At 70.6% G+C, this 14,537-nt stretch carries 10 protein-coding genes; 6 read left to right on the top strand and 4 right to left on the bottom strand.

Features of this window, described 5'->3' with window-relative positions; genetic code table 11:
* Nucleotides 1-156 precede the first annotated feature (156 nt).
* A complete protein-coding gene (locus O7635_RS24935) occupies nt 157-417 on the top strand; it encodes a hypothetical protein (RefSeq protein ID WP_278082885.1) in 261 nt (86 codons plus the stop codon).
* Nucleotides 418-469: 52 nt separating this feature from the next.
* Nucleotides 470-643, top strand: a complete 174-nt coding sequence (locus O7635_RS24930; protein ID WP_278085573.1) for a CsbD family protein — start codon at nt 470-472, stop codon at nt 641-643.
* Between the two features lie 114 nt (nt 644-757).
* Here the strand turns inward: O7635_RS24930 and O7635_RS24925 are convergent, their stop codons facing one another.
* Nucleotides 758-1,534, bottom strand: a complete 777-nt coding sequence (locus tag O7635_RS24925; RefSeq protein WP_278082884.1) for a maleylpyruvate isomerase family mycothiol-dependent enzyme — start codon at nt 1,532-1,534, stop codon at nt 758-760.
* Between the two features lie 95 nt (nt 1,535-1,629).
* Nucleotides 1,630-2,307: a hypothetical protein gene (locus tag O7635_RS24920; protein ID WP_278082883.1), complete on the bottom strand. Its 678-nt coding sequence runs from the start codon at nt 2,305-2,307 to the stop codon at nt 1,630-1,632.
* A gap of 308 nt (nt 2,308-2,615) precedes the next feature.
* Here O7635_RS24920 and O7635_RS24915 point away from each other — a divergent pair, with 308 nt between their 5' ends.
* From O7635_RS24915 to O7635_RS24900, 4 genes are all read left to right on the top strand, one after another.
* Nucleotides 2,616-5,462: an AfsR/SARP family transcriptional regulator gene (locus O7635_RS24915; RefSeq protein ID WP_278082882.1), complete on the top strand. Its 2,847-nt coding sequence runs from the start codon at nt 2,616-2,618 to the stop codon at nt 5,460-5,462.
* A 137-nt stretch (nt 5,463-5,599) separates the two neighbouring features.
* Nucleotides 5,600-6,661 carry a nucleoside hydrolase gene (locus O7635_RS24910; RefSeq protein ID WP_278082881.1) on the top strand — a complete coding sequence of 354 codons (1,062 nt, stop codon included), beginning with the start codon at nt 5,600-5,602 and terminating at the stop codon, nt 6,659-6,661.
* 178 nt (nt 6,662-6,839) lie between these two features.
* Nucleotides 6,840-9,617, top strand: a complete 2,778-nt coding sequence (locus O7635_RS24905; protein WP_278082880.1) for a BTAD domain-containing putative transcriptional regulator — start codon at nt 6,840-6,842, stop codon at nt 9,615-9,617.
* Between the two features lie 17 nt (nt 9,618-9,634).
* The gene (locus O7635_RS24900; RefSeq protein WP_347405303.1) at nt 9,635-10,912 is read left to right on the top strand and encodes an MFS transporter; all 1,278 of its coding nucleotides are present in this window, start codon (nt 9,635-9,637) and stop codon (nt 10,910-10,912) included.
* 11 nt (nt 10,913-10,923) lie between these two features.
* Here O7635_RS24900 and O7635_RS24895 read toward each other — a convergent pair whose 3' ends face one another.
* Both O7635_RS24895 and O7635_RS24890 read right to left on the bottom strand, forming a co-directional pair.
* Complete coding sequence (locus tag O7635_RS24895) at nt 10,924-11,214, bottom strand: hypothetical protein (RefSeq protein WP_278082879.1); 291 nt, start codon at nt 11,212-11,214, stop codon at nt 10,924-10,926.
* Nucleotides 11,215-11,310: 96 nt separating this feature from the next.
* Nucleotides 11,311-14,115: a BTAD domain-containing putative transcriptional regulator gene (locus tag O7635_RS24890; protein ID WP_278082878.1), complete on the bottom strand. Its 2,805-nt coding sequence runs from the start codon at nt 14,113-14,115 to the stop codon at nt 11,311-11,313.
* Between the last annotated feature and the right edge of the window lie 422 nt (nt 14,116-14,537).

Below are 14,537 nucleotides of genomic sequence, written 5' to 3'. Positions count from 1 at the left end.
CTCCCTCCCATCTCACGTCGTGCAAGCGACGGCTCGAACCGGTGCGGCTGCGGGCAGATCGGGCGTTCCGGTCCATTTGGGAGGTATATCCCGCATACTGATGGAGTACGACGTGGACAGGGTTAGGTCGAAACTGACACGAGAAGGTGGCGAGAGATGCAACCCATCGCTCCACTGCCGCCCAGCCGCCCGCTGACTCTGACGCTCGGGCAGCTCGACGACGCCGTCCGCCAATTGCCCGCCGCAGCCGAACATTCGGCGCCGGCAAGGCTACGAAGGGAGGCGGTGGCCCTGGCCGAAACCATCTACCGCGCTGGTGATCGCACCGGCACGGCCCACGCCATGGAAGCGAATCGCTTACTGCGCCGGATCCGCGGCTACCTCGCGGCCAATTCCGAAACGTCGACCGAACCGTAGATCTGCTTCCAGCGTGGCCGTTCTGGTGCCAGCAACCCGAAGGGAACTCGACATGGGTCTCGACGACAAGATCAACAACAAAGCGGAAGAAGTTGCCGGCAAGGTCAAGAAGGGCGTCGGCAAAGCCACGGGCGACGAGGACCTCGAGGCCGAAGGTCGTCTCGACCAGGCGAAGTCCAACGTCAAGCAGGCCGGCGAGAAAATAAAGGACGCCTTCAAGAGCTGACCGCGGCACATGGCGTCCTGGGGCGGTGGCACCTGATCTCGGTGCCCCGCCCCGTTTGTCGGCCACATCGGCGGCCACGGACCGCCCTACACACCGTGGTCCGCGCGCCGTGACTCAGTCCGTGACCCAGTCCATGTGCTCGATCCAATGTTCGAGCAACGCGTGGTCGCCCTCAACGTCCAGTGTGGATGATCGAGTGAGCGGACGTCGCCGGCAGATCGCGAGCAGGAGGTCTGTGGCTGGGCCGCTGACGGTGACGTCCGCCTCGGCGTGCGTGCGTTCCAGGACGACCTCGTCCTGTTCCCGGCGGGCCAGCCACTCCCCCGGCGCGTCGGTCGCGTGGAAATGGAGGGTCTGGCCGTCGCCGCGCATCGCATCGGCGAAGTCGGGCCGGTTCTCCCAGTACCCACGGGACGTCATGGTGTCCAACCAGTCCTCGATGGCCTCGACGGCGATCTCCGGCGCCAGCTCGTAGTGCGTGCCGAGCGCGGCGGCCGCGTCGGCGCGGTGCACGCACGCCTCCCCGAGCAGCCGTCGAGACCAGAACGGCACGCCGGCGTCCCCGCCGGACGGGTCCCAGACCGCTGTGTCATCGGCGACCGACGCGAACGCCCGCCTCGCCTCGCCCGCGCCTTCGGTCAACCACGCACGCCACTGCGCGGAGTCCGTCGGCCCCGGGACGTATCTGGCGTACGCGCTGCTCGGGTCGTCCAACCGCTCACCGACGAGCATCGCCACCATCCGTTGGGTGGCGCCGACATGGTCGACCAGGTCACCGAGCGTCCATTTCGGACACGTCGGCACGGGAGCGGACGCGTCCTTGTCCTGCACCCAGTCCGCGAACGTGCGTGTCTGTTCGACGACGGCATCCAGGTACGCGGTCTTGTCCATTCTTTCGACCTCCAGGTGATCCGGGTATGTCCTGAGCCCCGCCGGGGCGGTTGCCGGTGTGTTCGTCCTTCAGCGCCGAGACGGCCGTGACGGCGTCACCCTGCCGAGCGGAACCAGGTGCGGCGGGCCTGCCTGACCACGATCAGCGTCAAGGTGGCCAGAGCGGCGAGGGCGGCCACGACGCCGATGGCGACGGCCAGTGCGGTCGCGGCACCGAGGGAGTCGGCGACGAGGCCGGCCAACGCGCCGACGAGGGCAGCGACGATGACGCTGAGCAGCAACGGGATGCTGGTCACGAACTGGGCGGTCGGAAGGCGGGATCGGGCGCCCCCGTACGTCTGCATGATCCCGGCGAAGTCCTCGTGCGGGCTCGTGACGAAGTACTGCTCGAGCTCCGGAGCGAGATCGAGGTAGCCGCGTCGCAACCGGTTCATGCCGACGACCAGCTCGACGTCCTCGCTGTTGAGCGACACCAGGCGGACGACGGTCGCGACGCCGATCATGATCAGCAGGGAGATGAGCAGGAGAGCGAAAACGCGGAAGCCGGCGCCGAACTCACTGCTGTCAGCCACCAGAGCCAGCGAGACGACGGCGGCCGACAGGACCGTAACGAACCAGCTGGCGCGGTTGAAGCTTTCGCTCCACGCCAGGTTCCGGGTGGCCAGCAGGCTCCAATGCTCGGTTGCCAGGATCTGCGTGCGCACGGCGGCGGAGACCGGTTGCGCCGCAGGGTCGGCCGGCACGGGTTCGGGCACGTCGCTCTCCTGTCTCACATCGATCAGTCAAGACCGCATTGCCGAATATACGTACGAGATCGGCGCCTTCCGCCGGCCTGACAGCCCGATCTTCCCGATGAAGCCGTCGTGAAGCCGTCGTGAAGCCGTCTAGCCCGCGGTGGCGACCGGTCGTCCCGAGCGATAGCCCTCGGTCGGCGCCGTGGGACGGGGTGACGAGGCGCCGTCATTGGCGACCCGCAGGACGACGTCTTCGTCGTCGGCCGTAAGCGTCGTCCCGGCGCCCGACGAACGAGGTCAGCCTGGTCGGCGAGGTATCTGGACCAAACTGGTCCTAGGCTTGCTGTGTGCCACTGGCGATCGATCTCCTCGGCCCGCTACGTGTCTCCCTGGACGGTCGGGACCTGGACCTCACGGCCGGCCGGCTCCGCGTGCTGCTCACGCTGCTGGCGTTGTCCCCCGCCCGGCCGGTGACGTTGGAAACCCTCGCGACGGCCCTCTGGGCAGACGAGCAACCGGAGAACCCGCGACGGAGCATCCAGACGTACGTGACACGGCTGCGTAACGCGTTGGGCGGCGACCGCATCGACACCGAGCCGAGTGGCTACCGCCTGCGGATCACGCCGTCCGCGGTGGACGCCCTGCGCTTCGGCCAGTTGGTGGACGCGGCAGACAGTGCGGACCATGCGGAGCGCAGGCGTGCGCTCCTGACCGAGGCGCTCGGACTTTGGCGGGGCGCACCGTTCGAAGACCTCGGCTCCAGCTGGCTCAGTGCGGTCGAGGCGCCCGCGCTGGTGGAGCGCTACCTGGCGGCCGTCGTCAGGAAGGCGGATCTGGATCTCGCTGAGGGCCGTCACGAAGGACTCGTCGCCGATCTAAGGAAGCTGACCCGGCTCCACCCCCTGCACGAGACTCTCTGGGCACGGCTGCTCGTCGCCCTGGCCCGCAGCGGCCGGCCCGCGGACGCGCTGGCCGCCTACGAAGCGGTGCGCAGCCACCTGGCCGAGGAGCTGGGCACCGATCCTGGCGCCGAGCTGAAGACGATCTACGCCGATCTGCTGTCCGGCGCGATCCCCGGCAACCCCCCGCCGCCGAAGCCGTTCCACACCCCACATCAGTTGCCGGCCGCGGCGGCGTTCTTCACCGGACGTCGCCCGGAGGCGGCGGACCTCGCGGGTATCGACAGCGACGTCGGGCCGGCCGTGACGGTCGTCAACGGCATGGCCGGCGTGGGCAAGACGGCACTGGCGTTGCACGTCGCGCACCAGGTCAGCTCCCGGTTCCCGGACGGCCAACTCTTCGTCGACCTGCACGGCCACAGCGCAGGCCAGGAGGCTGTCGAGCCGGCGCGAGCGCTCGACGGGATGTTGCGGGCGCTCGGCGTCGAGCACGGCGAGATTCCGCCGGACCTGGCCGAGAAGTCCGCCCTGTTCCGCACCTGCGTCGCCGGCCGGCGAATCTTGCTGGTACTCGACGACGCGGCGGGCGAGGACCAGGTCGTGCCCCTGTTGCCCGGCACCCCGGAGAGCCGCGTCATCGTCACCAGCCGCCGCCGGCTGGGGTCCTTGAGCTCCGCACACCGCATCGACGTGCCCGTGTTGCCGGCCGGCGACGGGCTGGCCCTGCTGCGCCGGGCGGTGGGCCGGCGACGACTGGCCGCCAGTCCCAGCCGCGACCTCATCCGCCTGGTCCGGATGTGCGGCGGGCTTCCGCTCGTGCTGCTCGACGCCGCCGCCCGGCTGCGAACGCACCCGGCCTGGACGCCCGCTGACCTTTCCGCTCGGCTGGACCTCGAGGAGCGGCGTGTCGCCGCACTCGAGGTCGAACCCACGAGCGGCATCGCCACGGCGTTGGACGGCTCCTACCGGAACCTCGTCGAGCGCAGCCGGACAGCGTACCGGCTGCTGGGTCTGCACCCCGGAGCGGATTTCGACGCCGCGGCGGCGGCCGCCCTGACGGGTATGTCGAGCACCGCCACCACCCGCGTCATCGAAGATCTGCTGGACGCGCACCTGATGGACGAGCCGCACTCCGGTCGCTACCGCTTCCGGGAGCTCGTCCGCCGGCACGCCGCCGCGCTCGGGCACGCGTCCCAGGCCGATCGAGCGGCGTCCATCGACCGGCTTCTCGACCACTACGGGCTGACCGCCGCGGCGGCGACGAGCGTCGTGTCCCGGCGACAGGGTCGCGACAGCCAGTTTCCGAACAACGAGGTGGCGCGGCGTTGGCTGGATGCCGAGCTGTCCAACCTGTTGGCGACCGGTCACTACGCGGCCGACAACTGCCGGCCCGACCACCTGCTGCTGCTGTCCGACCTGCTGGCCCGACACCTGGAGACACGCAACAGGTACGCGGACGCGCAGCTGCTGCACAGTCGCGCGCTGGCCGTAGCCCGGGAACTGCGCGATCAGCCGGCCCAACTGACCGCGATGCTGGGGCTCGGCGCCTTGTTCCGCCGCCAGGACCGTGCGACGGATGCCGTGGACATCCTGACCAGGGCCCTGCGGTTGGCCCGCGAGATCGGCGATCGCGCCGGCGAGCTGGCCGCCCTGACGAGATTGGGCCATGTCGAGCGGAAGCTGTCCCGACTCGAGTCGGCGACCGGCCACTACCACGCGGCGCTCGCGCTCGCCGAGCTGACCCAGCGACCACTCGACAAGCTGGACGCTCTGACCGGTCTCGGCCGAACGCTCCTGCTGCGACGACGGTTCCGGACCGCGTTGAGCACCTTCGCGCGGGCGGACCGCCTCGGGCAGAGCATCGGTGCGAGCTCGCCCGGGCTCAACGCCGTCTCCGGCCTCGGTGACGCGTTCCGACTCCTGGGCGACCACCGGTCGGCGGAAACGCACTACCGACGGGCGGCCACGTCCGCCGAAAGCCTGGGCGACCGCAACTGGCAGATGGAGTCCGCCCACGGCCTCGGCCTGCTGTACCGGGCAACGGGCCAGCCCGGGCGATCCGTCGAGTATCACCAGTCGGCCCTTCGCATCGCCGGCGAGCTGAGCCACCACGCCGACCAGGCGCGCGCCCATGACGCCTTGGCGAAAGCCAGCTTGGGCATCGGCCGATCGGCGCCGGCCCGCCGACATTGGCAACGCGCGCTGGACCTTCTCGCGGGCATCGACGCCAGCACGACCGAGGAGGGCGAAGTGACGGCCGAGGCCATTCGGATCCACCTGACCGAACGGCTCTAGTCGGCACGCCGCCGACCGTGGTCGGCGCGCGCCCCGATGAAGCCGCGATGAAGCCTGCCAGGCATAGGCTCCCGTCGCATCGCATCCCCCGGTCGTGCGGAGGTCGAGAAATGCGTCGTCGGGTCGAGCGGCCCCCCATGCGTCTGTCACGGCGGGAGGCGATCGCCACGGTCGCGGCCGCCGCCGTCACCTCCGCCGTGGGCGGCGCCGCGCCGTCGTGGGCCGTCGAGAAACGCCGGGCGACCCCGGTGATCTACGACAGCGATCTGGACTTCGACGACGCGTCGACGCTGGCCTACCTGTGCGAGGAGCACAAGCTCGGCCGCATCGACCTGCGGGCCGTCACGGTCGCCAACAACGGCTTCGGCCAGCCGGGACGGACGTCGCGGCATGCCGTGACCATCCTGGAGGAGTGTGGGCTGCCGTCGGTTCCGGTGGCCGAGGGCGCGACCGGCGAGGGCCGCAACCCCGCGCCCGCCGAGCTGGTCGCCACCATCGAGACCGTCCTGCGTGACGCGCTCGGCGACGGGGACCGCCCGCCGCACCAGGCGCCGCTGAGTGCCCGCGACCTCCTCGTGCGAACGGTCACCGCGGCCCGGCGGCCGGTCACGGTGGTGGCCACGGGCCCGCTGACGAACCTCGCGGCGGCGCTGCGGGTACCCGGTGTGGCCGCCCGGATCGAGCGGATCCAGATCATGGGCGGGGCTCTCCACGTGCCGGGCAACCTCTACGGCTCGGCACTGCCTGGGTTCGACAACTCCCAGGAGTTCAACATGTGGCTCGATCCGGCAGCGGCGAGCGAGGTCTTCCGTCGGGCTCGGCCGGGAAGCGTCCACCTGGTCCCGCTGGACGCGACCGCGGCGGCGCCGATCACCGACTCCTTCGTCGCACGGCTGGCTGCCGACCAGGTGAGACCGGGCGCTGCGCTCACCTACCGGATCCTGACCCATCCTGACCTGGCGGCCCTGATCGACCTGGGCATCATGTACTGGTGGGACGCGCTGGCCGCGGTGTCCGCCGTGCACGACGACGGGGCCGTAGCGAGGTTCGAGCGCGCCGACGTCGCGGTCGTGCAGGACGGCGTGCAGTGTGGGCGCACCGTCGTCACCCCAGGTGGCGCACGGATCCGGGCGGCGCTGGGGGCCGACGCCACCGCGTTCGAACGGCGTTTCCTCGACTCGCTGAACGGTCGTAGGTGACGAGCCTCGCCTGCGAGCGGTGCGCGAGCCCCGTCGCCCGATGCTGAAGCAGCCGCGAAACGGAAATGAAGGGGGTCTGTGATTCGGTCTTGGGCGGTTCAGTTCGGCCGCACAGGCTCGTTCGAGCGATGGTGTCAGGACTCGGCGCTGCGCGGCCACGATGGATACGGGGATTGCGATGCGCATCGCAGAGTGGCGTGGTGCACACCAGGACGCCCCCAGCCGCCCCGGCGGGGGCGGACTGCACGTAGGCGTGCTGGGCTCGCTGAAGGTCCGGGTCGACGGTCGACCGGTGACCGTCAAGACCGGTCGGCTGAGAGCGCTGGTGGCGGTCATGGCGATGAGCCACGGACGTGCCGTCGCGCCCGAACGCCTGGCCGCCCGGATCTGGGGCGAGGAGCTTCCGGGCGACGGCCGCCGCAGCGTGCAGCTGTACGTCACGCGGCTGCGCGGCCTGTTGGGTGGCCGCGCGATCGACACCGAACCGGACGGCTACGTCCTCAAGGCCCACGACGTCGACGCGCTGCGGTTCACCGACCTCCTCGATGACGCGGCCGCCGCGGCCGAACCAGCCAAGGAGCGGGTCCTGCTCGGCGAAGCGCTCGCCCTCTGGCGGGGCAACCCGTTCGAAGGCCTGCACGCCTCGTGGTTGGAGCAGATCGAGGGCCCCAGGCTGATCGACCGCTACCTAGCCGCGATGGAACGACGCATCGACCTCGACCTCGCCGCCGGCCTGGACAGCGCCGTCGTCGAGGACCTACGCCAGCTGGTGAACCGGCACCCGCTGCGCGAACGGCCGTGGGGGCAGCTGATGATCGCCCTTTACCGGTGCGGTCAGCAGGCTGAGGCGCTGTCCGTCTACCAACGGCTCTACCGCCTGCTCGCCGACGAGCTGGGTATCGCCCCGAGCGCCGCGATCCAGGAGCTCCATCAACGGATGCTCGCCGGCGAGCAGGCGCCACTGCCACCGGCGACAACGTCCGGGCACGTGCCTGTTCCGCGGCAGCTGCCCGCCCGGGTCGGCCGGCTGGCGGGGCGGTCGACAAGCCTGGCTCAGCTCCACCATGCGCTGGATCGGCTCGACGACGAGGCCCCGGTCGCGATCGTGACCGGGGGCGCGGGAGTCGGGAAGACGACGCTGACCGTCCACTGGGCACACGAGATCTCGCCACGGTTTCCCGACGGGCAGCTCTACGTCGATCTTCGCGGGTTCGCCCCCGATGGCCAGGCTGTCCGGGCCGAGACCGCGATCCGCGGGTTCCTCGAAGCCTTCGGCATCGTTCCGGCTTACGTGCCCACCGACCTCGCCGCCCAGGTGGGTCTGTTCCGCAGCCTGCTGGCCGGCAAGCGAGTGCTCATCGTGCTGGACAACGCCCTCGACGCCGAGCAGGTGCGTCCGCTGCTTCCGGGCGCGCCGCACAGTGCCGCCGTGGTCACCAGTCGCCAGCAGATGCCCGAGCTGGTGGCCGCGGGCGCCGAACCGGTCACCCTGGACGTGCTGTCCGCGGCCGAGTCGACGGAGCTGCTGGCCTCGCGGCTGGGGGCCGACGTCGTCGAAGCCGACCCCGAGGTGGCGGGGCGAATCGTCGACATCTGCGCTGGGCTACCGCTCGCCCTCGCGATCACGGCGGCCCGGGCCAACGGTCTCCGTCGCCTGAGCCTGCCCGCGCTCGCCGAGGAGCTAGGACAGTTCCACACCAGCCTTGACGCACTCGCCAGCCCGGACGCGGCGACCGACATCCGCGGAGTCTTCTCCTGGTCCTACGGACGGCTCAGCACGCCGGCCAAACGACTGTTCAGGCTGCTGAGCATTCTGCCGAGCACCGGTGTGCACGCGGCGGCCAGCCTCAGCGGCGTGCCCGTACCCCAGGTGCGGCAGTCGCTCACGGAGCTTCGCCGAGCCCACCTGCTCCAGGAGCACCTTCCGGGTCGCTACAGCTGTCACGATCTGCTCCGGACCTACGCCGGAGAGCTCTTGCACCGGCACGACACCGAGGAGGAGCGGCAGGCCGCCCAGCGCCGCGTCCTCGACCACTATCTCAGCTCGGCCGCGCACTCGGCCCTTCTGATCGAACCGCTTCGCGATCCGATCCCCCTTCCACCGCTTGATCCCACCGTCACGGCCGAGCGTTTCAAGAGCCGCGAAGAGTCCCTCGCGTGGTTCGACGTGGAGCGGTCAGCGCTGTTGGCGGCGGTCACGTCGGCGTGGGTCGGCCGGTTCGACCGCCACGTCTGGCAGCTGGCGTGGTCCTTGGAGAACTACCTGCAGTGGCAGGGCCGTTGGCCAGACCGGGCGGCGACGCTGCGCACCGCTCTGGCCGCTGCGACGCGGCTCGGTGACCGCATCGAACAGGCCCGCGCTCACCGCTGTCTGGGACTGGCGTACGCCCACCTGGACGACTACGTCTCTGCCCACGCACACCTGCGCGACGCGTTGACGCTCTACCGGGACAGCGACGAACGGATGGGCCAGGTCCACACCCACGAGAACCTCTCGACGACGCTCGAGCGACAGGGCGATCACGACGCCGCCCTGGCACACGCGCAGCGGGCTCTGGAACTGTTCCCGCCGAACGGTCCGAGGTCGAGCCTCGGCCGGCTGCTCAACTCGGCCGGCTGGTGCCTCGCACAGCTTGGCAAGCTGCATGAGGCCTTGGCCACCTGCGAGCGAGCCGTTGCCCTCGCGGTCGAGGCGAAGGACCAGATCTCCGAGGCCGCGACGTGGGACAGCCTGGGCTTCATCCGCCATCGCCTGGGTGACCATCGCGACGCCCTGGCGGCATACCAGCGGGCGCTGGAGATCCGCACGGCGGTCGGGCACAGGGAAGGCGCGGCCGGCACCCTTCGGCGCATCGGCGACACACACTACGAAGCCGGTCAACCCGCGGCCGCGCAAGCATCCTGGCGCGCGGCCGTCACCATCCTCGACGAGATCGCCCAGCCCGTGCGGCTCTGATCGGTGGGGTACGTCCGTTGCGGTCACTGACCGGGGGCCACATCCCGCCCTCGTCGTTGTGGCACAACCGCGCCTTCATCACCTTCTGGTTCGGCGAGTCCGTGTCGCTCGTCGGCAGTCAGGTGACCTTCGTCGCGCTGCCGCTCCTGGCGATGGTCGCCCTGGACGTCAGCACCGCCGAGCTGGGCCTGCTGCGATTCGCGGAGTACCTGCCGTTCCTTGTGTTCACGCTGGCATTCGGCGTGGTGGCCGACCGCCTCCGCCGCCGCACCCTGATGATCGTCTCCAACGCGGCCCGCTGCGCGCTGCTGGCGATCGTTCCACTGTGCACGGCTCTGGGGCTGATGCGACTTCCGCTGCTCGTCGTGATCGCATTCGCGGTGGGCACCTGCGCTGCCATGTTCGAGGTCTGCTGGTTGTCCTACGTTCCCGACCTGGTGCACCGCGACCACCTCGTGGATGCGATGAGCAAGGTCTCCGCCAGCCACGCCGCCGCCGAGGTCGCCGGGCCCGGCGCCGGCGGTCTGCTGGTGCAGCTGGTGACCGCGCCCATCGCCCTCATCGTGGACGCGGTCACCTATCTCGTGGCGACGGTCGCTTTGATCCTGGTGCGGGCGCCGGAGCCGCATCGGGTCCCGCCCGCACGGCGGCGCACGGTCAGGCGCGAGCTTGTCGAAGGCTTGCGGTTCGCCTTCACCGAGCCACATATCCGCGCCACCGCGTACGCCGCCGCCCTTGGCAACCTCTTCGCGAACCTCACCGAGACCGTCTTCCTGGTGTACTCCCTGCGCCAGTTGAACCTGACGCCGGCTCTCCTGGGCCTGACGCTGTCGGCCATCGGCGCGGGCGGGGTGCTCGGTGCGGCGTTCGCCAACTGGCTCTGCCGGCGCTTTCCGCTGGGCCGCCTCTATGTCACCGCCCGCGCCGTGGGCGCCGGCGGCACGCTGCTCCTGCCGCTCGCCGTTGGTCCCACGCCCGTGGTGGTCGGGATCTGCATGCTGAGCTTCTTCGTCTGGCAGGCGAGCCTGGCCAACACCAACGTGATCAACGCCAGTCTGCGGCAGGCGTTGACGCCCGAGCACCTGCGGGGCCGAATGAACGCGAGTGTCCGCACGCTCGTCTTCGGCGCCCTTCCGCTCGGCGCCCTCGCCGGCGGCGTACTCGGGGAAATGATTGGCCTGAGAGCAACGCTGTGGCTGGGCGCAGTCGGATATGCCCTTGCCATCATCCCGATCCTGTTGTCGCCGATCCCCCGTCTGCGCGCCTTCCCGGCCGACCACGGCGTCGTGACGTGACATCGTCGAGGTCAGGCGCCGATCTTGACCGAAGTCGTTTTGAAATCGGTGCCGGATACGTTGCCGGCGGGTCGAGCGTTGGACCGTCGGCATACGGGAGGAGGTGCGGCGATGCGCGACCGCGAGTACTGATGACCTGCGGGCGCGCCCGCCCGCTCATACTCCGAAGTCCATGGTCCGTCGGCCAGCAGCGCCATCGCCTGCGGTCGCTGCTGGCCGGCCATCACTGCGGCTCGGAGCCAGCCCGCGCGACGAGCGATGTGGATGGCGTCCACGCGGTTACGCGCATCGAGCCTGGTCACGGCGCGTCCTTACCCAATTCCCGGTCGCGACCTCGGCGACCACCTCGATGTCATCCTCGAGACCCAGCACGGCGACCAGACCATCGGCGCCCCGGCTCAGCGCGTCATCGCCGGATTGACGGTGGCCGCGCCGGCCAGTTTCCGGCGCACCTGCTCCAAGGCGGGATGGTCGAGCTCAGCGAGGATGGTCTCCGCCTGGCGCCACTGCGTGTGGGCCACGGCCACGTCGCCCACCGCCTCGAAGGTCTCGCCCAGGTGCACCAGGCTGACCGAGGCGTAGTAGCTGTCGCCCAACTGAACGTACAGGTCGATGGCCCGCCGGTAGCTGATGACCGCTTCGTCGTATCGACCCAGGTGGTGCAGGGCGTATCCGAGCGTGTCGAGAGTCGCCGCTTGACCGTCGAGATCGCTGATCTTCTCGTGCCGCTCGATCGCCATCCGGCAGTAGCGGACCGCCGGCTCGTACTCGCCGAGCTGGGCATGGCACCACGCCACGGTGTTGAGCGCGTTGGCGTGACCGACCGGGTCGTCGCCCAGACGCTGCTGCAGGGCGAGCGCCCGCAGCGCGTGTGCGAGCGCCTCCCGGTGGCGGCCATGCTGCTCATGCAGGAGCGCGAGGTTCGTCTCCGTGCGGGCCTGACCGCCGAGGTGGCCGGTGAGCCGGTAGAGCTCCAGGGCACGGCGGTAATGGTGGTGAGCGTCGACGGCCTGCCCGCGGCGGGCGTACGCACGGCCGAGCCCGCGGTGCGCGTGCGCCTCGAGCACGCCGTCACCCAGTCGCTCGGCGGCGGCGATGGCCGCGCGCTGGGTCTGTGTCCACTGGTCCCAGTAGCCCTGGCGCTCGAGGAAGCCGGCCAGGACCCAGGCGAGCTGACCCGTCTCGACGTCGCGTCCGGTGGTCGCTGACCAGCGCAGCAGACTCAGCATCGTCTCGCGTTCGGCGTTGAACCAGCCCATCGCCTCGTCGTACCCGGCGAGGTGGTGGCGCACCGCGCCCGGTAGAGGCGGGCCCAGCACCAGCTCGGTGCGTTGCGGGTTGAGGATCGTCGCGGCGCCGTGGCCGGTGTGCAGGTAATGGTCGAGCAGTCGCCGGGCGGCCTGGTAGCGCCCGTCCTCGGGCTCCGCTGCGTGTGCCAGCTCGGCCGCGTAGGCCCGGAGCAGGTCGTGCAGGCTGAACCGACCGGGTTCGTGCTCGACCACGAGGTGGGCGCGCACCAGCTCGCCCAGCACGCGCTTCGCCGCGCCGGGTGACAGGCCGCCGAGGCTCGCCGCCGCCGCCGTCGGCAGGTCCGGACCGGGGTGCAGGCCCAGCAGCCGGAACAGGCGGGCCGCGGCGGGGTCGAGCTCACGATAGGACCACGAGAAAACGGCGCGCACGTCCGTGGCCGGAGAGGCGGTGTCGAAGGCGTCGAGACCGTCGCGAAGCCGCGCGGCGATCTTGCCGAGCGGGGCGTCCGGGCGGACCGCGGCCCGGGCGGCGACGATCGCCAACGCGAGCGGCAGCCGCGCGCTCGCGGCTATCATGTGCCGCACGGCCTCCGGCTCCGCGGCCAGTCGTTCACGGCCGAGCCGCTCGGCGAGCAGCCGACCGGCGTCACCGACGCTGAGCAGATCGAGTGGCACTGGACAGGCGCCGTCGCTGGCGACCACGCTCACCAGTTGGTCGCGGCTCGTAACCAGGACGAGGCAGCCCACGGCGCCGGGGAGCAGCGGCCGAAGCTGTGCCGCGCTGTTGGCATTGTCGATCAGCACCAGCGCCCGACGTCCGTCCATCAAGGACCGATACAACGCCGCCCGTTCCTCGACGTCGGCGGGCACGTCGTCACCGCGTACGCCCAGGGTGTGCAGAAAACGGGCCAGCGCCTGGGCCGGCGTCAACGCTTGGGCCGGGTGATAGCCGCGCAGGTCGACGAAGAACTGGCCGTCGGGGAAGTCGTCGGCGACGCGGTGCGCCCAATGCGTGGCCAGCGTGCTCTTGCCGACGCCGGCGGTGCCGGTGATCACCACGACGACGGGCCCGGAGGTCGTATCCACCGTGGCGGCCAGCTCGTCGAGCTTCGACAGCTCACGCTGCCGGCCGGTGAAGCCGCGGATGTCCGGCGGCAACTGGCGCGGAACGGACGGCAGCGGCGCCGGCCGGCGCGCGCCGACGGGCTGGCTGGTGAGAATCGCCGTGTGCAGTGCCCGGATCGGCTCGCTCGGATCGATGCCGAGCTCGTCGGCCAGGTTGCGCCTCAGCGTGTGATAGGCGTTCAACGCCTCGACGCGCCGACCGCGGCGACGCAGGGCGTCCATCAGCTGACCCCACAACCGCTCCCGCAGGGGATGTTGTGCGGTCAGGACCATCAGCTCATCGGTGATCTCGGCGAACCGTTCGAGCCGCAGCATGATGTCGACACGCCGCTCGGCCAACTGCAACCGCTGCTCCCGCAACCACGGCGCGACCTCCCGCTGCAGCACGTCGGACGGTACGTCCAACAGTGGTTCCGCGCGCCACTGGTCGAGGGCGCCGCTGACAGCGGTGAGCTCTCGTTCGAGGTCGCCCGCTTCGGCCGCACGGTCGGCGTCCTGGAGGAAGCGCCGCACCCGGCCGAGATCGGTTCGCTCGATCGGCAGGTCGAGCCGATAGCCATCGGGACTGGTGACGATGATCTCTGCGGCGTCGATCTGACCGAGAATGGCACGGGCGCGCCAGGCGGCGAGCTGGAGAGCCCGGCGAGGGTTCTCCGGCTGTGCGTCACCCCAAACCGCGTCGACCAGCTCCGCCACCGTCACCGGACGGCCGACGTTCACCGTCAGCGCGGCGACGAACGCCCGGACGCGGCGCGAGGTCAGGTGCGCCTCCCGGCCCTCGTTGAGCGCCGACAGCGGGCCGAGAACGCGAATGTCGATGCCGGACATCAGTCACATCCCGTGGCGTACGACCGGCGCGCCGCATTCACCGGCCGGCTTTCACGGCGCCACTTCGGCTCTGCCTGCGGACGCGGTCGAGCGCACGCCGAGCGGTCGGGTTGACCGCGATGCGCAGCCAGGCGGCCAGCTGTCTGCATGATGGAGCCCTTTCGGGATTACCCTGCGGCGCCGGTCCCCCACCCGATCGTTCGCGGGCCGGCGCCGCAGGGGGCTCTCGAACGTCCTGCGCCGGGACGTCGCTGACACGGCACAAGTGTGGAAGGAGCGATCGTCGGCCGACCAGTGTGACGAGCACGGGATCGATGTGGGTTTCGCACACTCGCAGATGTGCGTTCTGCACCCGCGGTGGTGGGGAAGCGCCGACACGCGCTTCAACAACGCTTCAGGACAAGGGCACATGGGTCACGTCG

It is taken from the genome of Asanoa sp. WMMD1127 (assembly GCF_029626225.1).
Classification (GTDB): Bacteria; Actinomycetota; Actinomycetes; order Mycobacteriales; family Micromonosporaceae; genus Asanoa.
This window is presented reverse-complemented; position numbering and strand designations above follow the sequence as displayed.